21 protein-coding genes and 5 pseudogenes are annotated in these 23,105 nt (G+C 55.6%); 18 read left to right on the forward strand and 8 right to left on the reverse strand.

The window, feature by feature from the left end; translation table 11 throughout:
- The first annotated feature begins 14 nt into the window (after nt 1-14).
- The 6 genes from J5278_RS26015 to J5278_RS26040 all read left to right on the forward strand — a co-directional run bounded on the left by J5278_RS26015 (nt 15) and on the right by J5278_RS26040 (nt 4,919).
- On the forward strand, nt 15-182 hold the full coding sequence (locus tag J5278_RS26015; protein ID WP_111222009.1) for a type IV secretion system lipoprotein VirB7: 168 nt from the start codon (nt 15-17) through the stop codon (nt 180-182).
- Nucleotides 169-882, forward strand: coding sequence for a type IV secretion system protein VirB8 (locus tag J5278_RS26020; protein ID WP_111222008.1), 714 nt, complete (start codon nt 169-171; stop codon nt 880-882). Before J5278_RS26015 ends, J5278_RS26020 begins: the two co-directional genes overlap by 14 nt.
- Nucleotides 879-1,760, forward strand: coding sequence for a P-type conjugative transfer protein VirB9 (gene virB9, locus J5278_RS26025; protein WP_111222007.1), 882 nt, complete (start codon nt 879-881; stop codon nt 1,758-1,760). Before J5278_RS26020 ends, virB9 begins: the two co-directional genes overlap by 4 nt.
- Entirely contained in the window at nt 1,757-2,884 is a 1,128-nt protein-coding gene (gene virB10 / locus J5278_RS26030; RefSeq protein ID WP_209230064.1) for a type IV secretion system protein VirB10, read from the forward strand. The genes virB9 and virB10 overlap by 4 nt, the downstream gene beginning before the upstream one ends.
- 39 nt (nt 2,885-2,923) lie before the next feature.
- On the forward strand, nt 2,924-3,958 hold the full coding sequence (gene virB11 / locus J5278_RS26035) for a P-type DNA transfer ATPase VirB11 (protein ID WP_219259398.1): 1,035 nt from the start codon (nt 2,924-2,926) through the stop codon (nt 3,956-3,958).
- Nucleotides 3,959-4,193: 235 nt separating this feature from the next.
- Entirely contained in the window at nt 4,194-4,919 is a 726-nt protein-coding gene (locus J5278_RS26040) for a response regulator (RefSeq protein ID WP_111222193.1), read from the forward strand.
- Nucleotides 4,920-5,061: 142 nt separating this feature from the next.
- Here the strand turns inward: J5278_RS26040 and J5278_RS26045 are convergent, their stop codons facing one another.
- Together J5278_RS26045 and J5278_RS26050 are read right to left on the reverse strand one after the other, a co-directional pair.
- The gene (locus tag J5278_RS26045; protein WP_111222194.1) at nt 5,062-5,670 is read right to left on the reverse strand and encodes a conjugal transfer protein VirC2; all 609 of its coding nucleotides are present in this window, start codon (nt 5,668-5,670) and stop codon (nt 5,062-5,064) included.
- Between the two features lie 2 nt (nt 5,671-5,672).
- Nucleotides 5,673-6,368: a conjugal transfer ATPase VirC1 gene (locus J5278_RS26050; protein ID WP_111222201.1), complete on the reverse strand. Its 696-nt coding sequence runs from the start codon at nt 6,366-6,368 to the stop codon at nt 5,673-5,675.
- A gap of 261 nt (nt 6,369-6,629) precedes the next feature.
- Between J5278_RS26050 and virD1 the strand changes: the two genes are divergently transcribed.
- Nucleotides 6,630-7,073, forward strand: coding sequence for a T-DNA border endonuclease subunit VirD1 (gene virD1 / locus J5278_RS26055; protein WP_111222202.1), 444 nt, complete (start codon nt 6,630-6,632; stop codon nt 7,071-7,073).
- 153 nt (nt 7,074-7,226) lie between these two features.
- On the opposite strand, the gene J5278_RS31295 is transcribed toward virD1, so the two are convergent.
- The gene (locus tag J5278_RS31295) at nt 7,227-7,358 is read right to left on the reverse strand and encodes a hypothetical protein (protein WP_257623501.1); all 132 of its coding nucleotides are present in this window, start codon (nt 7,356-7,358) and stop codon (nt 7,227-7,229) included.
- Nucleotides 7,359-7,417: 59 nt separating this feature from the next.
- Here J5278_RS31295 and J5278_RS31765 point away from each other — a divergent pair.
- Nucleotides 7,418-7,570, forward strand: a pseudogene (locus tag J5278_RS31765) (relaxase/mobilization nuclease domain-containing protein); the annotation flags it as partial.
- 430 nt (nt 7,571-8,000) lie between these two features.
- On the opposite strand, the pseudogene J5278_RS26065 reads toward J5278_RS31765, so the two are convergent.
- Nucleotides 8,001-8,225: pseudogene (locus J5278_RS26065) on the reverse strand (IS701 family transposase); the annotation flags it as partial.
- 114 nt (nt 8,226-8,339) lie between these two features.
- On the opposite strand from J5278_RS26065, the pseudogene J5278_RS26070 reads away from it, so the two are divergent.
- The 3 genes and pseudogenes from J5278_RS26070 to J5278_RS26080 all read left to right on the forward strand — a co-directional run.
- A pseudogene (locus tag J5278_RS26070) lies at nt 8,340-8,847 on the forward strand (transposase); the annotation flags it as partial.
- A gap of 95 nt (nt 8,848-8,942) precedes the next feature.
- Nucleotides 8,943-9,278, forward strand: a pseudogene (gene istB, locus J5278_RS26075) (IS21-like element ISRel16 family helper ATPase IstB); the annotation flags it as partial.
- Between the two features lie 130 nt (nt 9,279-9,408).
- Nucleotides 9,409-10,533, forward strand: coding sequence for an IS5 family transposase (locus tag J5278_RS26080; RefSeq protein ID WP_219259401.1), 1,125 nt, complete (start codon nt 9,409-9,411; stop codon nt 10,531-10,533).
- Between the two features lie 276 nt (nt 10,534-10,809).
- On the opposite strand, the gene J5278_RS26085 is transcribed toward J5278_RS26080, so the two are convergent.
- Entirely contained in the window at nt 10,810-11,574 is a 765-nt protein-coding gene (locus tag J5278_RS26085) for an IclR family transcriptional regulator (RefSeq protein ID WP_240538903.1), read from the reverse strand.
- A 183-nt stretch (nt 11,575-11,757) separates the two neighbouring features.
- Between J5278_RS26085 and J5278_RS26090 the strand changes: the two genes are divergently transcribed.
- The 6 genes from J5278_RS26090 to J5278_RS31770 all read left to right on the forward strand — a co-directional run bounded on the left by J5278_RS26090 (nt 11,758) and on the right by J5278_RS31770 (nt 17,560).
- Complete coding sequence (locus J5278_RS26090; protein WP_240538902.1) at nt 11,758-12,921, forward strand: extracellular solute-binding protein; 1,164 nt, start codon at nt 11,758-11,760, stop codon at nt 12,919-12,921.
- 129 nt (nt 12,922-13,050) lie between these two features.
- A complete protein-coding gene (locus tag J5278_RS26095) occupies nt 13,051-14,094 on the forward strand; it encodes an ABC transporter ATP-binding protein (protein WP_307877488.1) in 1,044 nt (347 codons plus the stop codon).
- Between the two features lie 106 nt (nt 14,095-14,200).
- The gene (locus tag J5278_RS26100) at nt 14,201-14,977 is read left to right on the forward strand and encodes an ABC transporter permease (RefSeq protein ID WP_247749514.1); all 777 of its coding nucleotides are present in this window, start codon (nt 14,201-14,203) and stop codon (nt 14,975-14,977) included.
- A complete protein-coding gene (locus J5278_RS26105; RefSeq protein WP_111218034.1) occupies nt 14,974-15,774 on the forward strand; it encodes an ABC transporter permease in 801 nt (266 codons plus the stop codon). The genes J5278_RS26100 and J5278_RS26105 overlap by 4 nt, the downstream gene beginning before the upstream one ends.
- A 120-nt stretch (nt 15,775-15,894) precedes the next feature.
- Nucleotides 15,895-17,241, forward strand: a complete 1,347-nt coding sequence (locus J5278_RS26110; protein ID WP_111218032.1) for an aspartate aminotransferase family protein — start codon at nt 15,895-15,897, stop codon at nt 17,239-17,241.
- 184 nt (nt 17,242-17,425) lie between these two features.
- On the forward strand, nt 17,426-17,560 hold the full coding sequence (locus J5278_RS31770; protein WP_374108336.1) for a hypothetical protein: 135 nt from the start codon (nt 17,426-17,428) through the stop codon (nt 17,558-17,560).
- 111 nt (nt 17,561-17,671) lie between these two features.
- On the opposite strand, the gene J5278_RS26120 is transcribed toward J5278_RS31770, so the two are convergent.
- The 3 genes from J5278_RS26120 to J5278_RS26130 form a co-directional block, all read right to left on the reverse strand.
- Nucleotides 17,672-18,629, reverse strand: a protein-coding gene (locus tag J5278_RS26120; protein ID WP_111218028.1) for an IS630 family transposase whose coding sequence is annotated in 2 segments (ribosomal slippage) — nt 17,672-18,286 and nt 18,288-18,629 — 957 coding nt in all. Because the reading frame shifts where the segments join, the coding sequence is not laid out codon by codon here.
- Nucleotides 18,630-19,016: 387 nt separating this feature from the next.
- Entirely contained in the window at nt 19,017-20,204 is a 1,188-nt protein-coding gene (locus J5278_RS26125; protein ID WP_111220929.1) for an IS91 family transposase, read from the reverse strand.
- 4 nt (nt 20,205-20,208) lie between these two features.
- Nucleotides 20,209-21,072 carry a site-specific integrase gene (locus J5278_RS26130; protein WP_219259403.1) on the reverse strand — a complete coding sequence of 288 codons (864 nt, stop codon included), beginning with the start codon at nt 21,070-21,072 and terminating at the stop codon, nt 20,209-20,211.
- A 241-nt stretch (nt 21,073-21,313) separates the two neighbouring features.
- On the opposite strand from J5278_RS26130, the pseudogene J5278_RS26135 reads away from it, so the two are divergent.
- A pseudogene (locus tag J5278_RS26135) lies at nt 21,314-22,798 on the forward strand (NAD-dependent succinate-semialdehyde dehydrogenase).
- The last annotated feature ends 307 nt before the right edge of the window (nt 22,799-23,105 follow it).

Here is a 23,105-nt window from a genome sequence, read left to right on the forward strand (position 1 = left end):
AATGGAGAAACTTTATGAAATATTGCCTGCTGTGTCTGGCACTCGCTTTAACTGGCTGCCAGACAAACGACAAATTGGCGAGCTGCAAAGGCCCAATATTCCCGCTAAATGTGGGGCGTTGGCAGCCTCTGCCGTCAGATCTTCAGCGCAGCAACGCGGGTGGACGCCATGAAGGGGTCTGAATACGCCTTGCTGGTAGGGCGGGAAACCCTGGCTGAGCACTATAAGGAAGTGGAATCCTTTCAAACTGCGCGTGCCAAATCAGCGCGGCGTCTCTCCAAGGTCATTGCAGCTGTCGCAACCGTAGCTATCTTGGGGAATGTTGCCCAGGCGTTCACCATTGCTACCATGGTGCCGCTGATCAGGCTCGTGCCGGTATACCTATGGGTACGGCCGGACGGAACAGTCGACAGCGAGGTATCCGTCTCCCGACTGCCGGCAACACAAGAGGAGGCCGTCGTTAACGCCTCACTGTGGGAATATGTTCGGTTGCGCGAGAGTTATGATGCCGATAGCGTTCAGTACGCCTATGACCTGGTATCGAACTTCAGCGCCCCGACAGTGCGCCAAGATTATCAGCAATTCTTCAACTATCCTAACCCAAGTTCCCCTCAGGTCATCCTCGGGAAACGCGGTAGGCTGGCGGTCGAACACATCGCTTCAAATGATGTCACCCCGGGTGTGCAGCAAATCCGGTATAAACGAACCCTCGTCGTTGACGGCAAAATGCCGGTCGTGAGTACTTGGACTGCCACAGTTCGCTATGAAAAGGTGACCAGCTTGCCCGGTAGATTGAGGTTGACCAATCCGGGAGGCTTGGTTGTCACCTCCTACCAGACATCGGAAGATACCGTTTTGAACGTAGGCCACGGCGAACCATGACGAAAAAAGCATTTCTCACTTTGGCATGCATACTCCTCGCAGCGATTGGCGCAAAGGCTGAAGACGCGCCAACCGCGGGCAGACTTGATCCGCGCATGCGTTATCTGGCTTACAATCCCGATCAAGTGGTGCGCCTTTCGACGGCGGTTGGAGCAACTTTGGTTGTTACATTCGGGGCTAACGAAACGGTGACCGCAGTTGCCGTTTCCAATAGCAAAGATCTCGCGGCCCTTCCGCGCGGAAATTATCTATTCTTCAAGGCTAGCCAGGTTCTTCCGCCCCAGCCAGTGGTCGTGCTAACCGCGAGCGACGCCGGTATGCGACGCTACGTTTTCAGCATCTCATCCAAGACGCTGCCGCACCTCGATAAAGAGCAGGCCGATCTCTACTACAGCGTACAATTTGCTTACCCTGCCGATGACGCGGCGGCTCGCCGGAAGGAGGCACAAGAGAAGGCTGTTGCAGACCGTCTACGTGCGGACGCACAATATCAACGGAGGGCGGAGGATCTGTTGGATCAGCCTTCCACGACCGTTGGTGCCGGGGACAAGAATTGGCACTATGTCGCCCAAGGCGATCGCTCGTTGTTGCCGCTCGAAATCTTCGACGATGGATTTACGACGGTATTTCACTTCCCAGGCAATGTACGCATGCCGTCCATCTACACGATCAGTCCGGATGGCAAGGAAGCTGTCGCCAACTATTCAGTCAAAGGGAGCTATGTCGAGATTTCTTCGGTTTCCCGTGGTTGGCGTCTGAGGGATGGCCAAACGGTACTATGCATTTGGAATACTGCTTACGATCCCGTCGGCCGCAAGCCGGAGACAGGCACTGTGAGGCCTGATGTGAAGCGCATCCTAAAGGAGGCGAGACGATGAACGACGACAATCAGCAATCGGCGCATGATGTCGATGCGTCCGGGTCGCTGGTCTCCGACACACATCGCCGGCGCCTTTCGGGGTCTCAAAAGTTGATGGTAGGAGGTGTCGTTCTCGCGCTATCCCTTAGCCTCATTTGGCTTGGCGGGCGTCAAAAGAAGGAAAACGGGAACGCACCGCCGTCAACCATGATCGCCACGAACACCCAGCCATTTCATCCGGTTCCGATTGCAGTTACGCCCGATCCTCTGCCTGCCCAGGAAGCTGTTCAGCCGACTCCACAAGCGCGAAGTGAGCCGGAACGGCATGAACCGCGTCCGGAAGAAACACCGATTTTTGCGTACACCAGTGGTGATCAAGGAACCAGCAAGCGCGTTCAACAGGGCGAAATGGATCGAGGACGCGGAGGCAATGGGGAAGACGGCCCTTTGCCCAAGGTTGAAGTGTCCGCCGAGAATGATCTGTCGATACGCATGAAACCCACCGAGCTGCAGCCGACCAGAGCTATGCTCTTGCCTCATCCCGACTTCATGGTGACCGAAGGGACGATTATCCCGTGCATCTTGCAAACGGCAATCGACACCAATTTGGCAGGTTATGTGAAATGCGTGTTACCCCAGGATGTTCGTGGAACAACGAATAACGTTGTGCTTCTCGATCGCGGCACCACCGTCGTCGGCGAGATCCAGCGCGGGCTACAACAGGGGGATGCGCGCGTTTTTGTCCTCTGGGATCGTGCGGAGACACCCGATCATGCCATGATTTCGCTTGCATCACCAAGCGCTGACGAGCTCGGTCGTTCGGGTTTGCCGGGCACGGTCGATAATCACTTCTGGCAGCGCTTTAGCGGGGCCATGCTCTTGAGTGTCGTCCAAGGTGCCTTCCAGGCAGCGAGCACCTACGCTGGCAGCTCGGGCGGAGGGATGAGCTTCAACAGCTTCCAGAATAACGGTGAACAAACGGCCGACACAGCCCTCAAGGCCACCATCAACATACCGCCAACCCTGAAGAAAAATCAGGGCGATACGGTCTCCATTTTTGTCGCACGGGACCTCGATTTCTCAGGCATATACCAGCTTCATATGACTGGCCGCGCCGTGCATGGGCGGGATCGCCGTCCATAACGAATTCAACTTTTAGATTGCAGATGAGGTACGATACAAATGGAGGTGGACCCACAATTACGCATCCTTCTCAAGCCGATTTTGGAATGGCTCGATGACCCGAGGACCGAAGAAGTGGCGATAAATCGACCAGGAGAGGCATTTGTGCGCCAGGCTGGCGTTTTCACCAAATTTCCTTTGTCTGTCTCCTATGATGATCTGGAAGACATCGCTATTTTAGCAGGCGCGCTGCGAAAACAGGACGTTGGACCACGCAACCCACTTTGCGCCACTGAACTTCCAGATGGCGAGCGGTTGCAAATTTGTTTGCCGCCGACGGTACCGTCGGGCACCGTCAGCTTGACGATTCGACGGCCAAGCTTCCGTGTTTCTGGGCTCAAAGAAGTCTCGTCCCGTTACGATGCTCCAAGGTGGAACCAGTGGCAAACACGAAAAATGCGCCAAGATCAGCATGATGAAGTTATCCTGCGGCACTATGACAACGGGGATCTGGAAGCGTTTCTGCATGCATGCGTCGTTGGGCGGTTGTCGATGCTGCTTTGCGGCCCTACCGGGAGCGGCAAGACAACGATGAGCAAGACCTTGATCAGCGCTATCCCGCCGCAGGAAAGGCTGATCACCATCGAAGACACGCTCGAGCTCGTCATTCCACACGAGAACCACGTGCGGCTGCTTTATTCTAAGAATGGGGCTGGGCTGGGCGCAGTGACCGCTGAGCACCTGCTTCAAGCTAGTCTGCGCATGCGACCGGACCGAATACTGCTCGGCGAGATGCGCGACGATGCCGCCTGGGCATATCTGAGCGAAGTGGTCTCAGGGCATCCAGGATCGATTTCCACAATACATGGCGCCAATCCCATTCAAGGTTTCAAAAAGCTGTTTTCGCTCGTGAAAAGTAGCGCGCAGGGGGCCGGTTTGGAAGATCGCACACTGATTGACATGCTCGCAACGGCGATCGATGTCATCATACCCTTCCGTGCCTACGATGACGTCTACGAGGTGGGCGAAATCTGGCTTGCAGCCGATGCACGCCGGCGCGGTGAGACAATAGGCGACTTCCTCAACCAAAAGTAGTAATTGCTCGGAAATATCGCGTACCACATGGCAAAAATTACATTTGAAGCAATCCTCAGCAATCTTTGTCATCAAATTGAAGCATCTTGTTTGCATTTTTGTCATGCACGAATTTGCCGATTTGCCCGTAAGTGAAAAAAGTGACGAGCAAAGTCTCGCGCGGACAGCCCGTGCATGCATTGGTTTGGTTGAGTTGCAAATGGCTGGCTAGGATCCAAGATTGAAAGGTGCACCCTTGAAACACGTTCTTGTCATTGATGACGATGTCACTACGCGTCATCTTATCGTCGAGTATCTTACGATTCATGCCTTGAAGGTGACCGCGGTAGCTGACAGCAAGCAATTCAATCGCGTACTCTCTTCCGAGACTGTCGATGTCGTGGTCGTCGATCTTAATTTGGGTGTCGAAGATGGACTGGACATCGTTCGTAGTATAGCGACAAAGTCCGATCTTCCGATCATAATCATAAGTGGTGCTCGCCTCGAGGAGGCGGACAAAGTTGTTGCGCTCGAGCTGGGAGCGACCGATTTTATTGCCAAGCCTTTTGGAACCCGCGAATTTCTAGCCCGCATCCGGGTGGCATTGCGTGCGCGGCCCAATGTTGCGCGGACGAAAGATCGACGTTCATTTTGTTTCGCGGACTGGACGCTTAATCTGAGGCAACGCCGTTTAATTTCGGAAGAGGGAAATGAGGTGAAACTTACGGCAGGTGAGTTTAACCTTCTGGTTGCTTTCCTAGAGAAGCCGCGCGACGTCCTTTCCCGAGAGCAACTCCTGGTCGCCAGTCGGGTGCGCGAGGAGGAGGTGTATGATAGAAGCATTGATGTCCTCATCTTGCGGCTGCGCCGAAAGCTTGAAGGGGATCCGACGGCTCCTGAGTTGATCAAGACCGCAAGAGGTGCTGGCTACTTCTTTGACGCTGACGTTAATGTTTCCTATGGGGGTGTAATGGCGGCCTGAAGCAGCCGTACATTTCGCCACTAGCGATCTGTTCCTGACGTAAGCTGTTTGATATTTGGCCTGAAAAAGCTGCCTCTCCTCGCTCTCATCCAAACGCATTAACACCGAGGAGCGTTCGGATGGGCCCCTTTCTTTTGAGGGATCAGCGTTTAGTTGTCTTCTCTCCGGCAAAGAAAGATGCAAGCGCGGCGGTCGCTAGCTTATGGCCAAAAGCCCGAGTAGTCTCCAATCCCAACGGATCAAAATGATTTCGAGCGACTTCGAGCAGCGGTACCGGGAACATACGGGAGGTCTGAACGATGATAGATTTTTCGGAATTAGTTTGGGGGATAGGATAACTCTTCGGAGCCGCGCGAAACGATCCGTCCGCCAGCATGTTTTCAAAATCGCCAAGCGCACGGCGCAAGATCATTTGTAGCGATTTGGAAGGGCTATATTGACGGATCAGGTTGTCATATATCTCCGATACCTCAGGTGCGGGCGGCCGTGCGGAAAGGAAGATCTGCATCTTTTCCGGGGCTGTGGTCGGACTGAGGGCATCTACGGTGAGTATCGATTGTCGAGCAGGCCTGTGATGACGCTTGGCAATAGCAATGGAAGGTCGTCGATCTTCCTCGTCGAGCTTTTCACGCGGCTGCGCGCGGGCCAAACTTTGGGGGGCAACAGGCAAGTGAGGATGCACGATTTCGAGTCGAGCGGCTGAAAGCCGTCTGGCCTCCCCGACAGACAAAGTGGGTTTTCGAATTCCCATCTTCACCCCTCCAACGCTTCGCCAATCAATTTGGAGAGGGTAACGAGTTCTTCCATGGCGACCCTGAGATTCCGTTCGAGGAGACGCATTGTCGGATCGGTTCTCGTGTTTAGCAATGTGAGATGCAACATGCCACGTTCTTTCATCGCAGCAAATGCGTCTCTCTCGTGCATGGGAGACTGCACAACTGGAAGGCTGGAAAGCATGTCTGACATCGCTCGCTGCGATGTAGTCAATCGACCGACCGGGACACGTTGGCGCAATACGACCGCCGGAATTACCAGGCTCTCGCTCAACAGCAGCTCGATGACATAGCGGTAGGTCGACAGTGCTTCATCGATATCGAGCGGGGTCAACATGGTCGGGATCAGAAGCAGGTTTGAGCTGGCAATGATTGTGTTGTTGAGTTCACTCGAACCACCGTGGGTATCCGCCAGCGCATAGTCAAATCCCCGGAGCTCCGCGTCCTCATAAGCTGCCTCCAGGAGCGACATTTCCTCGGCGGCGTAAACATCGCAAAAAGAATCCCAGGTGTTGCTGCGTATGGCGTTTTCTCTCCATCGCGCTAGTGGTCGGTTTTCGTCGGCGTCGAAGAGAGCCACTCTTCTACCCTCCCTTGCAAAGGCAGCACAAAGACCCATGAGTGCCGTGGTTTTGCCGGCGCCTCCTTTGAAAGAGCAAAATGTCAAAAGTTTCATGTTCTCATCCGATGATGCTGTTGAACGGAAGTGCGTTCTTATGTTTTCATAAATAAGTTCGGAGATATTCCTCGAATACATAATAAATATCATATCCATATGTCATTTAGATTGCAAAATAATTGCAAATGTAACAGCATAAGAGGGAAATGCACATATTTGTTCTTGATTTCATTTCGTATAGGGGTAGGTTTCCGTGAGGCCCGACCGAAAATTCTGCGCCGGGCAGTCCAGATCGTTCCGTCTTCTATGGAGGAAGCTATGTCGCAAGGCAGTGAGCCCGCCTCAACTGGCATTGTCATCAAGCAGCGCGAACGCGTGAAGGTTGCAGGCTTCAAGGTCGTGAGTACCCGATTGCGTTCGGCCGAATACAAGAGTTTTTCTCAGCAAGCACGCTTGCTCGGGCTGTCCGACAGCATGGCCATACGGGTTGCCGTGCGCCGTATTGGCGGCTTTCTCGAAATCGACACGCACACTCGTCACAGGATGGAGCTCTTACTCCAGTCCATAGGGACGCTCTCAGGTAATATTGCGGCGCTACTATCCGCCTATGCCGAAAATCCGACAATGGATTTGGAGGCTCTGAGAGCTGAGCGTATCGCTTTCGGCAAATCTTTCGCCGACCTCGACGGCTTGCTCCGTTCCATTTTGTCCGTGTCCCGGCGACGAATAGACGGCTGCTCTTTGCTGAAAGACGCTTTGTAGCACTTACGCTGCACCCGCCGGAGAACATGTTGGATGCCGGATGGAGCTCAAGTTATCATTCGCATTGTGCCGGGAGGCGGGACCAAGACCCTTCAGCAGATTATAAATCAATTGGAATACCTATCCCGAAAGGGCGAACTGGAACTTCGGCTCTCAGCCCGGCATCTCGATATTGCCCTCCCGCCGGACCAACTCCACGAGCTTGCCCGAAGCTGGGTTCAGGAGACTGGAACTTGCGACGAAAGCCAGCCAGACGAGGAAAGGCAACAGGAGTTGACCACTCATATTGTTGTGAGTTTCCCAGCTGGTACGAGCCAAGTGGCAGCTCATGCAGCGAGCCGGGAGTGGGCAGCCGACATGTTTGGGTCAGGAGAAGGGGGGGGCGCTACAACTACCTTACCGCCTTTCACACCGACCGCGATCACCCACATCTGCATGTCGTCGTCAATCGTCGCGAACTATTGGGACACGGCTGGCTGAAGATATCTCGGCGCCACCCCCAACTGAACTATGATGCCTTGCGCAGAAAGATGGCCGAAATTTCCCTTCGCCATGGCATTATCCTTGATCCGAGCTCGAGAGCGGAACGTGGTATCACCGAGCGGCCGATTACCTATGCCCAATATCGCCGCCTCGAACGACAGCAGGCTCGCCAAATCCGTTTCCGAGATGCGGATTTGGAACAGTTGTCATTGGAAGAAGATCATTCAGAACTCAGTCAACCCTTCCATCTTGAGGCAACCGCAGGCGGATCGGAGGGTGCGCAACGTCACAACAATCGGCAGAACGGGTCAAAAGGTCATCTCCAGGAACTGGCTGGATTCGGCAGCGAAAACGGCGGCCACGTCGGCATGCCGTGGGAGACTGAGCGCCCTGCTCAACCATCCGTTTCCCAAACCGACAGCATAGGGAGCGGCTCTTCGCGTCTTGCTGTCGCCACGGACCAGGATCGCCAGCCGCCTCAGCGCGCGTCCAACCTGTCTTACGGCGCTCATCACCTAACAAGCCGTCCAGGAAAAGGTTTGCAGATGCTGCAACGCGCTCCTGCGTAAACAATCCGCGCATACGCGCCTTAACTTCACGCAGCGACGATGCCCAAAGTTCCAACGTTGTCTCGATCGATGCACCCATCATCCATGACCTCCGAATCATGGAGGCCTATAGATTCAGAACTTGTAAAAATACGCAACTGTAATGCTAGTGTTTGCACTAGGACTTCCGATGTTCGCATCAACCTCGCAAGACGGCCCTCACCGTGTGCTTACGACATATGAGCCGGATGCTACAGTGAGCATTGTTGCTCGCCGCTATGGGATTCAGCCGAACCAGGTGTTCACCTAGCGTAAGCTGGCCAGCCAAGGGGCTCTAACGGCAACTGCTGCGCAAGAAGATGTCGTCCCGGCCTCCGAATATCGTTCCCTTCAGAACCAGGTCAAAGAGTTGCAGCGACTGCTTGGAAAAAAGCCGATGGAAGGCGAGATTCTCAAAGACGCGCTTGAGATCGCCACCGGCCCAAAAAAACATATGTTGCTCTCGCTATCGCTGCCGAAGGGAAATTCCCGATGACGGCGGTGTGCGAGACTTTGGGTGTTGCCCGATCCAATATTACAGAACGCGTCAAGCTGGTTCCTTCAAAAGCGCGTGGACGGCCTCCGCTCGCTGATCATGACCTTGTGGAGGAGATCAAAGCGATCATCTCCGAGATGCCGACCTATGGATATTGCGTCGGGTTCATGCTGCAAATTCCGAGGCATGTCGCCCCTTGTTCCGAAATGATGCCGCCCCCCCAATTCCGAGAATTAGTCGCCCCCTGAATGGGGTGTTTGTCGGGATGTCCTGCTGGTGAGAAGTTCGTCCTTTCAGGTGTGCTGGAGCTCTCGTCACGATCGCAAGCTTGCCGCTCGACTGCGGTTTGCCAAGTTGCGCCATCATGCCGTGCCAGAGGATGTCGACTACCGCAGTGAGCGTGGACTTGATCGGGCGCTATTCATGAAGCTCATCGCTGGAGACTGGATCGACGCGCACGACAATCTCGCCATCTGCGGTCATTCGGGCGTTGGCAAAAGTTGGTTGGCCTGCGCCCTGGGCTACAAAGCATGCCGGGACGATCAGTCGGTTCTCTATCAGCGCGTTCCGCGGCTGTTTGCCAATCTCGCTCTGGCGCACGGCGATGGTCGCTACGCTAGACTGCAACGCACTCTTGGCTGGAAACTGCCTGATCCATGCCAATAGTGCTGGGGTCGGTCCTACCATTAACAGGATGCGGAAAAAGGCCCTTGCTGTGAACGGACTGCCATGATTCCATGCCTGAGTGATTGGTCGGCAGGAGCAGGACATGCGCGGTAATGATATCCAGACGGCGGGTTTGTTTTCTTATGTGAGCTGCGAAGCCCGGGTTCCGACAAGCCATCCGCTGCGGGCGATCCGCGCGATTGTAGACGAGGCGCTGGAAGTTTTGTCGCCGGATTTCGAGGCGATGTATTCAGCGATCGGCCGTCCGTCGATCCCGCCGGAGAAGCTGCTGCGCGCTCTGTTGTTGCAGGCCTTTTACACGATCCGCTCGGAGCGTCAGCTCATGGAGCAGATGGACTACAATCTGCTGTTCCGCTGGTTCGTCGGCTTGTCGATGGACGCGCCGATCTGGGACGTCACCGTGTTCACCAAGAACCGTGAGCTGCTCTTGGCTGGCGATATCGCCGCCAAGTTTCTGGCCGCGTTGCTGAGCCAGCCGCGGGTGAAAGCATTGCTGTCAGACGACCACTTCTCGGTGGACGGCACCTTGATCGAAGCCTGGGCCAGCATGAAGAGCTTCAAGCCCAAGGACGACACAGATGGTGGCGACACCGACGGCAGCGGCTCTGGCGCTGAAGAGAAACAGCCGCCAGAAGCCAAAGGCCGCAACTCTGAGCGCGATTTCCACGGCGAGAAGCGCAGCAACGCAACCCACGCATCGACCACCGACCCGGACGCCAGGCTTTATAAGAAGGCCCGTGGCCAGGCGGCCAGGCTTTGCCACATGGGCCACGTCACCATGGAAATCCGCAATGGTTTGGTTGTTGACGCCACGCTGACCCATGCGACCGGAACCGCCGAGCGCGAGGCGGCACTGGATATGGTGGGCCGCATGGATGGTCGTCATCGCATCACATTGGCTGCAGACAAAGCCTACGATACGGCCGATTTCGTTGCTGCCTTGTGGGACGCAAAGGTGACGCCACACGTCGCCCAAAACACGACGAACCGACGCTCGGCCATCGACGGTCGCACCACCCATCACCCTGGCTACGCTGTCAGTCAGCGCATTCGCAAGCGTATCGAGGAAGTGTTCGCTTGGGCCAAGACCAGCGGCGGAATGCGTAAGACCCGCCATCGTGGAAAGGATCGCGTCGGCTGGATGTTCACACTGACAGCCACCGCTTATAATCTGGTGAGGCTGCCAAAGCTGCTGGCGACAGCCTAATCGCGCCCGGAATCCGCCGAACCAGGCGGATGACGACAAAATGGGCCGACAACGGCCGCTGAAAAAGCCTCATCACGGCCTGTCTTCGAGCCGTCTAGCCAGGATCGGCGGAAAAATCGGCGCTATTTCCGCGACCTGTCAAGCCCATAAGTGTCTCACTCGAAGCCGCGGCACGCGGCTTCACCACCTTCATACATTTATCATGTCTGAGGTCCCCTGATCGTTCAACTGCTATCCATTTATGTGGCCCGAACATCTGGCGTCCACGCAGTCGCGTCAAACCAGTTTTGACGCTGCTTCGCCCCAGGCAACGGGTTCCTCGATCTGCCCCAGAGGATTCAAAGCCTCGGAAATCAGGCGCGCCTCCTTTGCGAGAAGGTCGATTACGGTCTTCTGGCGCGAGCCGGAGAGTCTCCCAAGGGGGGCTGCGACGCTAAGTGATGCGAGTGCAATCCCCGCCATATCAAAGATCGGGACAGCAATCGCAGAAATGCCATCATTGATATTGAAGTCGATAGTCGCCGCTCGTATTTCCCTGATCTCATTAATCATCGTTCTCAAATCAAGTTCATCGATCGGATATTCGGCGGTAATCCGTGGCATGTTGAAACGGATGATCTGCTCGCGCTCCTCGTCAGGCTGAAATGCGAGAATGGCCAACGCGCCTTGCCCAACACCCAGTGGGACGCGCCCTCCGACGCCGCCGTAAAACGTCCTGATAGGATGGCTTCCCCAGAAGCAATCCGTGCATATGGCGTCAAATTTCGAGCGCTCGATCAAAATGACGGCTTCTTTCAGTATGCCGAATACACGCAGTAGCGATGGTCTGGCGGCTCCTGATATGCTGTTCATCTGCCTTGATTTGGCAGCCATACAGAAGAATTCGTATGAGAGCCGGTAGTTTTTGTCTGATTGCACGACAAGGCCCTCGCTAATCAAAGTCTTCAACAAACGATGTACCGTTGGCAAACTGGTATCTATGCCACGGGCGATATCCTTGAGGCGCGCACCACCGGCGCCCGATCCGGAAATGGCTTTCAATAGGAGGACCGCCTTTCCTAAGCTTGATTGAGATGGCTCGTGATTTTCCATAAGTTGACGCTAATCCCTTACTGCGCGATAATTTATTCCATATGGTGAAAGAAAATTGCAGATTTGGGTCGATATATCAACATCCCTCATTGTTAGAAGTCATTAATTAGCAGTGAATTCTGCTCGGCTCTTATGAACTGGGCTGTTGATCAATATGACAAGCAAAAAAAGGGGAATTCCATGTCTGGGAACAAAGGAAAAATGGAAGCGGGTATAAGTCGCCGTGACTTCAATCTTCTAGGATTGGGATCGGCTGCCGCGTTGGTAGCAATGCGCGCGGGTCCGAGCTGGGCGGCCGGCGAAAAGATAACTTTCTACGGTTATGGTGGCCAGAGTAAAAAGAACATGCATGAAGTGGTTTTCACACCCTTCACTCAGACCACCGGCATTGAGGTTGTCGAAGGCACATTTGGCGACGAAACCGAAATCATCACCCGTCTGAAGTCGGGCGGCGCTGGTGATCTTAGCGTTTTTTCCAATGCCGGTTTCGACATGTACAAGCGCTACGTCGATCTAGGAGCCAATTCTGAGCTCAATGAGGACAAGATCCCAAACCTGAAGCTCGTTTCTCCGGTTTTGATCGAACAGATGCGTAAGCTGACGCCGAATGGCAAGCTTTCGGCAATTCCCTATCTCTACGGGACGACCGGGATTGCCTACAATACGAAGCATGTTTCGCGCGAAGAGGCGAAAATTCTCGGCTACAAGTTGCTGTGGGACAAGCGCTTCTCCGGCAAAACCGCGTTGAGCAACTACGCACTCGACCGTATCTGGTCGGCGGCCCTTTACACGGGCCAGGATCCGAACAAATTCAGCGACACCAATGCAATCTTTGCCGCGCTTCGGGAGCAGCGTCCACTGGTCAAGAAATACTGGGAGTCCGGCTCGGAAGTTATGGACCTTCTTGCAAAGGAAGAGGTTGTCGTCGCCGAGATTTGGTCGACCCGTGCCGTGGCGCTGAAAAAAGACAATTACCCGATCGAGTACCTGGAGCCTGAGCAGTGCCAGGCCTGGGTCCAGAACTTGTTCGTCCTGAAAGGCGCGCCGATGGAGCCTTGCGAAAAGCTCCTTGATCTCATGCTCAAGCCGGAGATCAACTTCGAATATTGCATGCGCACAAATAACGGCTCCGCGCTTGATCCGAGAAAGACGAACTTCCCGGATCAGTTGAAGAACCAGCCGGGCTTTGATCCCAGCGGAACGTTTGAGGGTTTCAATATCCCCGACGGAGCTTACTGGGCAGAACAGATCGACAAGCTTGAACCGCAGTGGCAGCGTGTCGCCAGGGGTGCATGAGTCTTTCGCACAGATGGCCGCGTCAGAGGCGGCCAAATGCGAACCTCTTCCCACACCCTATCACAGGAACACGACCCTATCATGCTTGAATTTCGATCTACCACGCTCCGCTACGGCCCAGTCGTTGCGGTGAAGGACATCAATCTCGTCGTTGAAACCGGCGCCTTCGTTGCGTTGCTTGGACCCTCTGGCTGTGGCAAGACGACCTTGCTTCGCTCGGTCGCTGGCCTTGCAGGCAACACGACCGGCGAGATTTTGATCAACGGTCGGCCGGTAACGGACGTTCCGGTCCATAAGCGAAATGTCGGCCTAGTGTTTCAGAACTATGCCTTGTTCCCGCACAAAACCGTTTTCGACAACATTGCTTTCGGCCTGAAATATCGCGGCTTTCCAAAAGCGGACATCAAGCAACAGGTTATGGATGCCTTGGAAATGGTTCGGCTTCCGCACACGGCAAATCGGTATCCTTCACAACTGTCCGGCGGCCAGCAACAGCGCATCGCCATTGCGCGCGCGATCGTCACCAAACCGGACGTCCTGCTTCTGGATGAACCGCTCTCGGCACTGGACGCCAATCTGCGTGCTGATATGCGCAGCGAGATTCGCGCTCTCCAGCAGGCAACCGGCATCACCACGTTATTCGTTACTCACGATCAGGAAGAGGCTCTGGCAATGGCCGATCTTGTGGTCGTGATGAAGGACGGATGCATCGTTCAGACAGGTACGCCCGAGGAAATTTACCGCACGCCGAGGTCCCGTTTTGTTGCTGAGTTCATTGGTCACGCGAACCTTTTAAAAGCCAAGGTCGTTGAGAGCGCCGAAAGATCTTTCCTCATCGATATAGGCGGCGTGCAAACCCGTCTATCCGGAAATGTTGGTGCGAAGGTCGGCGATACGATCGAGGCGGTTGTTCGCTCGGCGCATATTAAGGTCAGCGTCGCTCAGCAATCGGCGAACCCTGCGCTTCATCTCGGAAAGGTTATCGAGCGGACGTTCCTTGGGGACAAGACAGCGTATGTCATCGATCTTGAAGGGACACCCGTCGCTGCATCTGCTGGGGACGATCGTCATCCTCTTCACGTCGGGGATCTCGCCGAACTGAATTTCGACCCGGCGCGGATCACCCTTCTCGACGCTGACGGTCAATATCTTCCGATAGAAGGAAGGATCTGAGATGGCAGCGGCTCACTCCCAAAAAAATGACAGGCTGCGGATCCTCCTGCTTTTGACACCGGCGCTGGTCCTGCTTGTTCTGCTGATCGTCGTGCCGACAGCGACCATGATCCGCTACAGCTTCAACACCTATATAGGTGGTGGCCGGGACGCACCAGGCTACAGTCTCGATAACTGGAAAATGTTCTTTTCGGACTCCTATTATTATTTGGGGCTCTGGAAGACGATGCGCGTCGCTCTTGAGACAACAGTGATTGCGGTCTTTATCGCCTACCCGGTGGCCTACACGATCGCCTTCAGCTCCCGCGTCTGGCGCCCGTTCCTGTTGATCTTGATCGTGCTTCCCTTCTGGATCAGCTTCATCATCAGAAACCTTGCCTGGATCAATATTCTGGGAGAGAGAGGCGCCATAAATGCGTTGCTGATGGGACTTGGCCTAACCGATACCCCGCTCAAGCTTCTATTCACGGAATTCTCGGTGATACTTGGCATACTGAGTTTTGTGCTGCCCTACGTCATCTTGAACATCTATGTGAGCATTGATGGCATCGACCGAAACTTGCTTCACGCCGCTCGAACGCTGGGCTGCACGTCATGGCAGGCGTTCCTGGAAATAACCCTCCCGCTGTCCTTTCCAGGACTATGCTCTGGCGTCCTCCTGTCGCTTGTCCTGGCTGCCGGCACTTACATCACGCCAGCCCTGTTGGGCGGTCCGGACAATTTCATGTTCGGCAACATCATCGCCGACACCATCAGCCTTGAGCTGAATTGGCCGATGGGCGCGGTTTTGTCGCTCGCATTGACATTCCTTCTCCTTGTCCTCACCGCCATTTACAGCCGCTTCCTTGGCATCGGCTCCATCACGAAAGGATTGACGCGATGAACGCTGACCAACCCGGTGTTGGCTGGCCGCTAAAAATCTTAACGGCACTGGTCTACATGTTCCTCTTCGGACCCGTCGCCGCGGTGATCCTGCTCTCGTTCAACACTGCCGACTTTGCTGCTTTTCCCATGCAAGGGGTTGGGCTCCGCTGGTTCGGCGAGCTGTTTCAGGACGAAAGTGTCATGCGGGCTCTCAAGACGTCGCTCGTGCTCGGCGTGTTGACAGCCGGAATCTGCGGCTTGGTAGGCGTGCTGGCCGCCATTGCGCTTGCCCGATACGAATTTCGAGGCAAGCGCTTCATGAACGTCTTCCTGCTGACACCACTTCTTGTTCCCGAGACCGTTCTCGCCGTGGGGCTTCTATTGTTCATGCAGTTGTTCAAGCAGCCTCGCAGCTTCAGCTTACTGTTGATGGGACATATTATGCTGGCGCTGCCCTATGTCGTTCTAGTCGTTCATGCGCGCCTCATCACGATACAGAGGACCTTCGAGGAGGCGGCTGCGACGCTAGGTGCCAACCGGTTCCAGGTTTTTCGTGAAGTTACCCTGCCGCTGCTCATGCCCGCAGTTGTCGCAGGGCTGCTGTTGTCATTCACACTGTCCTTCGACAACGTCACCGCCTCGATATTTTGGCGGCCTATCGGCACCGAAACGCTCCCCACTGAAATCTACAGCATGCTCCGGGACTCGGTGAGCCCTGAGATCAATGCGCTGGGAACCGTGATGGTCGCGATCACGATTGGGCTGCCGCTGCTGGGTATCGCCTTCTTCCGAATCCGGTCGCAAACGCGGCTTTAGCCACAATTGCGGAAGCCGGTCCGAATTCGCTTGCTTTCGCCTAATTCAACGAAACAGCCGATGCGCATGTTTTGATGGCGTTGGTCCCAATAACTGTCACTTGCAAAGTGAGGACGAAAGATGGCTAATAAAACCGCGAACAGCAATTCTGTCCAATCCTTTTGGCGTCCCTTCGATACGCCATCAGAAACGTTGATGGACCCACCGCGCCGCGTCGCCTTCGGAGACGGCGTCTATGTCACCGACGACAACGGTCGACTGCTGGATGCTGTCGGTGGGCTATGGAACGTTAATCTCGGCTACAGCCAGCCGTCGATCACTCAGGCGATCACGAAGCAGCTCGAACAACTGGCCTATACATCAGTGTTCAAAGGCAACACCACCGGCGTTGCGGAAGAGCTTGCCCAGACTCTCGTCGACGACTGGTTCGGTGCCGACGGAATGACAAGAGTATTTTTCACGTCCGGCGGGTCTGACTCTGTCGAAACCGCTCTACGTCTTGCACGTCAGTATTGGAAAATCCTGGGGCAGAACGACCGCTACAAGTTCATCTCCCTCAAGCGCTCGTATCATGGCACGCATTTCGGCGGCTCCTCCGTTAGCGGCGGCGCTCATCTGCGCCGCAACTACGAGCCATTGATGCCGGGTTGCTTCCACATTCCCGCGCCGATTACCTACCGTAACGCTTTTGACGAAACTTCTCCGGAACGTCTCGCGCAGATTTGCGTGCGTCTGCTCGAGGAGGAAATTATCTTTCAGGGTCCCGAGACAGTGGCGGCGTTTATCGCTGAACCGGTTCAGGGTGCTGGTGGCATCATCGTCCCGCACGACAGCTTCTGGCCGATGGTGCGTGAGGTTTGCGACAAGTATGGCGTGCTTCTAATCGCCGACGAGGTCGTGACCGGTTTCGGTCGTACCGGCTTCGATTCCGGCGTAAGAGGCTGGGGCGTGAAGCCGGATATGATGATTCTCGCAAAGGCGATCACTTCCGGATACTTCCCTTTCGGTGCGACGATGATTGGCGAAAAGGTTGCTCAGGCTTTCGAGAACGCCAAGGGCCCGGTCGCGAATGTTGGCCACGGATACACGAACTCCGGTCATCCTGCCGGATGTGCGGCAGGTCTTGCTACCCTGAAGCTCACACGCGAGCTTGGCGTGGTCGAAAATGCTGGCCGTCTCGGTGAGCGCCTCATGGCGGGACTTCAGCGCATGAAGGACAAGCACGAGCTGGTTGGTGACGTGCGCGGTCGGGGTCTAATGGCAGCGGTCGAACTCGTTTCCGATCGGTCCGCCAAGACGCCGCTCGGGGGCGAGATGATGAAGCGCTTTGTTAAGGCAACGGCAGAGAATGGTGTGTTGGTGCGCCAAGGTGGTAACATGATCATCCTATCGCCGCCGTTGACCATAGAGGCGTCGCAGATCGATGAGATCGTCGATGCGATGGATAAGGGCTTGTCCAGCTTGTAATCGAATGGCAGCGCCTTAACCGCGAGCCGGAACTTGCCAGCTCGCGGTTAAATCGCACAAAACCGTTCAATCTCGCGGGCAATGGGCTCCAGTCGTGCAGAAACCCGATTCACTGAAATGTGCCGCTGGAGCGGTCGGGAGTGCAGATTGCACCGTCGCGATAAGGCCGGAAGCCTTGACGTTCGTGCGTACGGATACCGACGACGTCTTTACTGGTCAGGTCGAGACTGACGTCTCTATCGGAGCCGACCGTCTATACACTATTCGTTTCAACGGAGGCGCGGCAATAGCCGCGCGCGTTTTTAATACACTAGCCTAACTTGTGCTGTGTGCCGGCCAGACGTTCAATATGTTTTGTCCGGAATCAGCGATACATCTTCTTTGTGACAAGCGCAGAAGGTGAACGTTTTTGTGCTAGAGCGTCGGGCGATTAATGTGCAACGCATCCAGTTTGGCGGAAATAATTCCAGCACTCCCGTGGCGTGAATAGGTCGCAGACTTTTCCGACGGCTTTCCAGAGATCGTCGTAAGTCCTGGCTTTCATTTTTCGCAAGAGTGTTTTTAGCTTTGAAAAGGCCATTTCAATCGGATTGTTGTCTGGCGAATATCGCGGAAGGAAGAGTATCCATGCCTTCCTTTCGGCGATGGCAGCCGCCGCTCGGGGGCTTTTGTGGACGTTGAGGTTGTCCCAGATCACCACGTCGCCCGGCTGAAGCGTCGGAGCAAGTTGGGTTCGCACGTAGGTGTCGAACTTGTCTCCATCCATGGCTCCATCGACGACAAAGGGGGCGGTGAGCGCATCGCAGCGCAGACCGGCAATAAAGGTCTGGGTATGCCATTTGCCGAATGGGGCATCCGCCTGCAGGCGCTTGCCCCTCCTGCTCCTGCCACGCAGCGGTGTCATGTTGGTCTTGACCGAGGTCTCGTCGACGAAAACGAGACGTCCGGGGCTCATTTGCATGGCGGGCTGACGACGTTCGCGCCACTCATAGCGTTCCCGGCGCACGTCGGCGCGTTCGCGTTCCGATGCCAGCAGTGTTTTTTTTATACGTGAAGCCCGCCCGGCAGAGCAGCTTTGACAGGTTCGAGGGATCAGCCTTCACACCATGTTTGTCTTCCAGCCACGTCGCCAGATCGGGCATGGTGATATCCGGCTGTGCCTCTACCCTGGCGACAATGGCATCTTGGTAAGGGCCTAATTTGCCGCCACCGCTCGGCCGTCCTCGCCGGGACGGCTCGACCGAGCCTGTTCGATCCGCCCGCTGTTTGAGCCGGACCGCCGTGGCGGGCGAAACTTTGAAAGCAGCTGCCGCCGCTCGACGCGTTTCGCCCTGCGTTATCGCATCAACAATCCGCTGGCGAAGGTCCGAAGAATAGGCGCGAGACATGGCAAGTCCTCCTGCCATGTTGAATCACAAAATCGAAGCCAAGGGAATCTGGAGGGTTATTTGAGGTCGCATGGGACAGCGCGGCGGGTTCGGGCGGCCTCATGTAAGCCGGATTGAACTAAGACGCGGGTTGTTGGACGCTGCTATGGGGAATTGAGAAGCGGCCCTATGTCGGCGGAGCCGGAACCATGCCGTCCCGATTGCTCCGAGGGTGTCGCTGATCCTGAGAATGGACATTCGGGAGCGTTTTGCCGGAGACCTTGCAACCTGTGGGCCAAATGTACCGGGATCTGAAGCGGTTCGATCTTGCGGGGGTCGAGCGATATCGATCGCCGGCACAGCGCTGGACGAGTGGGAATATGCTGTGATGTTTGCGGTTGTCTGACATCATGAAGTATCGCACCAGAAGGATGATGGCCGAGGCGGTGGTACAGGGGCAACGGTGACGCCAGTTCGACGCATGGGACGCTGACAATCGGGGCATTCGAAGGAATGGGCCTGCTGAGATTTTGTCGAATGGGATCGCTCGCCTGTCGGTGATGGTTGGCCGAGGAGGCTTCTGCAGAGAGCGATACGATCGCGCCGATGACAATTGGCGAGGAAGCCAAAGTGGCGCATGCGGTGGAAGCCATCCGGAAGCACATGAAGGAGAAAGCGCCGGATGAACTCGTGGGGATGAAGACGCATGATCTTCTCACGGTCGCGACCGTCTCCACGATAATCCTTCCATCTGAAGGCGACATGGTCGTCATCGACATGGACGATGCGGCTGTTTGCGATGGCAACACGATGGGTGTAGCGGCCAAGATAGGCAAGTACCTGATCTGGACCGCCGAATGGGGGCTTTGAGTAGACCACCCATTCGATGCTGCGAGCGCGGGCAAGATGGCGGGCGAATGTCTTGCTATCGTTGAGATGAGCGAGTTCGTTGAAGAATTGGAGTTCGTTTTTGGCAAAGGCTTCAGCGAGAGCTGTCAGGAAGCGTCGGCGAAACAGACGTGACAGCACGCGCACGGGTAGAAAGAAGCCCGATCGGCAATTGATCCACCTTGTTCTGTCTGGTGAGAGGCCTCCGCCCGGTACGACGCAGTGGACATGGGGATGGTGGGTCATCGCCTGGCCCCAGGTGTGAAGTACGCCGGTGACGCCGATCTCTGCGCCTAGCCACTTGGGGTTAGCTGCGATGGTCTGCAGGGTCTCGGCCGAGATCTGCATCAACAATGCATAGACGACCGCCTTGTTCTGGAAGGCGATGTCAGCGACATCACGTGGTAGCGTGAAGACCACATGGAAATAGGGGACCGGCAAGAGATCGGCGATGCGTGCGTCGACCCAATCCTTGCGAGCGGCTCCCTGACACTTTGGGCAGTGGCGATTACGACATGAGTTATAGGAGATGCGGGTTCTGCCGCACTGATCGCAAGCATCGACATGACCCCCGAGCCTGGGTGTCCGGCAGGCTTCTATTGCTCCCATGACGCGTCGTTCGCTGCGGCCAAGATGACCGGCGTTCTCGCGTCTGTAAGGGCCACCATGCCACCGAAAGATGTCGGCGACTTCGAAGGCGGGACGCAACCTGCTACGCTTCCGGCGGGGTCACCTCCAATCGCAAACGGTCAAGGGGACTGGCGGTCGACCTGATGGTGTCGGTGGACACCTGTGCATAATGCGCAGTGCTGGATAGATAGGCATGGCCAAGCAAGACCTGGATGATCCGGATATCGGTGCCGTTCTCCAGAAGGTGCGTTGCAAAGGAATGCCGCAACGTATGGACGGTGACCCGCTTTGAAAGGCCAGAAGCGGCAACCGCTGAACGACAGGCGGCGTTCAAAACGGTCGGTTCGATCGGCCTGTCGGCATCGCGCCCTGGAAAAAGGAACCCGGTGGGTCGCGATAGACGCCAATAACTGCGTAAAATGCCCAGCAGCTCGTTTGACAGCATGACGTATCGGGCTTTGGCGCCTTTGCCATGACGAACATGGATCACCATCCGGGAACTGTCGATATCCTCGATCTTCAGACCACAGACCTCGCCGACCCTGAGGCCAGCGGCATAAGCTGTGGTCAGCGCTACACGCGCCTTGAGACTGGAGACGGCCTCAAGAAATTGGGCCACCTCGTCCGCCGACAGAACAACGGGGATCTTGCGGGGTTTGCGCGCGTATGGAATCCGCTCAGGGACATCGTCTTGGGCCAAGGTAATGCCATAGAAAAATCGGAGAGCACACACGATCTGATTTAACGATGCCCACGATATCCCCGTCGAGACAAGGTGAACCTGGAACGTGCGAATGTCGTCGAGATTAAGCCGATCAGGTGATCGGGAGAAATAGCGGCTGAACTTCCGGACTGCACTGATGTAGGATCTTTGGGTTGCCGGGGACAAATTGCGGATCGTCATGTCCTCAATCATCCGGCGGCGAAGAGGGCTTATCTCAGCCATCGGGGCCTCCTGTCTGAAGGGTGGGTTGCAACACAACCATCCTCTCAGTCAGGGCGCTCTCGTCAAAGCCCGCCGCAAATCGCCGCGATCAGCGGCTTAGTTCAATCGCCGGATTCACAAAAACCGCCCGACGCTCTAGACGGCAGCGTTGGAGGCGGGCTCGGTGTGGGATTATACCGGCATCTCCGACAACAGACTCGGCCATGAGCGCTTACATGCTCATGCAATAAAAGTTCGATTTATGGCTATTTCCAATTCGCTTCAATCTAAACTCAAGGACCCCACGCTTGCGACAGATAAGGCACTCATTGCTGGCCGGTGGCAAGCAACGGGTGAGAAGGGTGCTAGTTTCGAGGTTACCAATCCGTCGACCGGCGACGTAATCGCCGTTTTGCCCGATATGAGCCGCGTGGACGCCGCTCGTGCCATTGAATCAGCTTTTAAGGCGCAGAAGCTTTGGGCGAAAAAAACAGGGAAAGAGCGAGCAGGCGTCCTGCGAAGGCTGTATGATCTGATAATCGCGAATGCGGATGATCTAGCTGCCATTCTGACCACGGAAATGGGGAAGCCACTCCCCGAGGCTAAAGGCGAAATCCTGTATGGTGCCTCCTATGTGGAATGGTTCGGCGAAGAGGCAAAGCGCATTTACGGTGACACGATTCCCGGTCATCAGCAGGACAAGCGCATCTGCGTACTGAAGCAGCCGATCGGCGTTGTTGCCTCGATTACACCCTGGAACTTCCCTAATGCCATGCTGGCGCGAAAGTTCGCCCCAGCCATCGCGGCTGGCTGCTCTATCGTGTCGAAGCCGGCGTCGGAAACGCCTCTATCAGCTCTTGCCGTCGCAATTCTTTCAGAGCGGGCCGGGCTGCCGACTGGCTTGTTCAACGTCGTGACATCGACAAAATCGGCCGATATTGGTCGAGAATTCACCGAGAACGACAAGGTCAGGAAGCTGACCTTCACCGGCTCAACAGATGTCGGCAAGATCCTAATGCGTCAAGGCGCTGAGCAGATCATGAAGCTCGGGCTGGAGCTTGGCGGCAACGCGCCATTTATTGTCTTCGACGATGCCGATCTCGATGCGGCCGTGGAGGGGGCGATGATCGCCAAATACCGCAACAATGGCCAGACCTGCGTTTGTGCCAATCGGCTCTATGTGCAGGCCGGTGTGTATGAGGCGTTCGCGGAGAAGCTCGCGGCTCGTGTTTCGACAATGAAGGTTGGTGATGGCTTCGAGGAGGGCGTCATGGTTGGACCGCTCATTACTGAAAAGGCTGTAGCCAAAGTCGAGGAGCACATTGCCGATGCACTCGAAAAAGGGGGCGAGATATCAGTTGGCGGGTTGAGAGATGCGCGTGGCGGTCTGTTTTTCCAGCCAACCGTTCTGACAGGCGCAACCTCCGCGATGAAAGTGGCGAAGGAGGAGACCTTCGGTCCCGTGGCGCCACTATTCCGATTTGAGACTGAAGACGACGTTGTCGAAATGGCCAACGATACGCAGTTCGGTCTGGCATCTTATTTTTATGCCAAAGATCTGTCGCGGGTATTCCGCGTCGCGGAGGCTCTGGAATACGGAATGGTGGGGATCAACACAGGGCTGATTTCCACGGAGGTGGCGCCCTTCGGCGGCATCAAACAGTCGGGATAGGGCAGAGAGGGTTCTAAATACGGAATCGATGACTATGTCGAAATCAAATATCTCTGCTTGAGCATTGAACACTGACCTCCCTACACTGCACTCGGAACACGGACATTACGCGTCACTTCTAATAAATTCTAAATAATAGAACGACTGAGATCTAGAATATCGAATAAAAGAATTGCGTTGACACATACCGAAATCTCTGGTGAGTTTCAGGCAACGAAAAGAAAAGTGGGAACTGCCCCTAAGCGCCTGGCTATGAACCAGTCGTTCTAGGGTGAGAGGTGTAGCTGGAGCGCGCTCGGGTCTTACCCTCGAAAAACTTAACAACCTGAAGAGGTTTAGGTCGTGAGCTACGGACGGTTGGCTGTGGTTTCGGCCGGGCTTT

Source organism: Rhizobium sp. B21/90 (assembly GCF_019355815.1).
Lineage (GTDB): Bacteria > Pseudomonadota > Alphaproteobacteria > Rhizobiales > Rhizobiaceae > Rhizobium > Rhizobium rhododendri.

What these genes read in the sequence shown, in the direction of transcription:
- J5278_RS26015 (WP_111222009.1), top strand. Translation starts at nt 15, where the DNA reads ATGAAATATTGCCTGCTGTGTCTGGCACTCGCTTTAACTGGCTGCCAG.
- J5278_RS26020 (WP_111222008.1), top strand. Translation starts at nt 169, where the DNA reads ATGAAGGGGTCTGAATACGCCTTGCTGGTAGGGCGGGAAACCCTGGCT.
- virB9 (WP_111222007.1), top strand. Translation starts at nt 879, where the DNA reads ATGACGAAAAAAGCATTTCTCACTTTGGCATGCATACTCCTCGCAGCG.
- virB10 (WP_209230064.1), top strand. Translation starts at nt 1,757, where the DNA reads ATGAACGACGACAATCAGCAATCGGCGCATGATGTCGATGCGTCCGGG.
- virB11 (WP_219259398.1), top strand. Translation starts at nt 2,924, where the DNA reads ATGGAGGTGGACCCACAATTACGCATCCTTCTCAAGCCGATTTTGGAA.
- J5278_RS26045 (WP_111222194.1), bottom strand. Translation starts at nt 5,670, where the DNA reads ATGGGAATTCGAAAACCCACTTTGTCTGTCGGGGAGGCCAGACGGCTT.
- J5278_RS26050 (WP_111222201.1), bottom strand. Translation starts at nt 6,368, where the DNA reads ATGAAACTTTTGACATTTTGCTCTTTCAAAGGAGGCGCCGGCAAAACC.
- virD1 (WP_111222202.1), top strand. Translation starts at nt 6,630, where the DNA reads ATGTCGCAAGGCAGTGAGCCCGCCTCAACTGGCATTGTCATCAAGCAG.
- J5278_RS31295 (WP_257623501.1), bottom strand. Translation starts at nt 7,358, where the DNA reads ATGAGTGGTCAACTCCTGTTGCCTTTCCTCGTCTGGCTGGCTTTCGTC.
- J5278_RS26080 (WP_219259401.1), top strand. Translation starts at nt 9,409, where the DNA reads ATGCGCGGTAATGATATCCAGACGGCGGGTTTGTTTTCTTATGTGAGC.
- J5278_RS26090 (WP_240538902.1), top strand. Translation starts at nt 11,758, where the DNA reads ATGAACTGGGCTGTTGATCAATATGACAAGCAAAAAAAGGGGAATTCC.
- J5278_RS26100 (WP_247749514.1), top strand. Translation starts at nt 14,201, where the DNA reads ATGATCCGCTACAGCTTCAACACCTATATAGGTGGTGGCCGGGACGCA.
- J5278_RS26105 (WP_111218034.1), top strand. Translation starts at nt 14,974, where the DNA reads ATGAACGCTGACCAACCCGGTGTTGGCTGGCCGCTAAAAATCTTAACG.
- J5278_RS26110 (WP_111218032.1), top strand. Translation starts at nt 15,895, where the DNA reads ATGGCTAATAAAACCGCGAACAGCAATTCTGTCCAATCCTTTTGGCGT.
- J5278_RS26130 (WP_219259403.1), bottom strand. Translation starts at nt 21,072, where the DNA reads ATGGCTGAGATAAGCCCTCTTCGCCGCCGGATGATTGAGGACATGACG.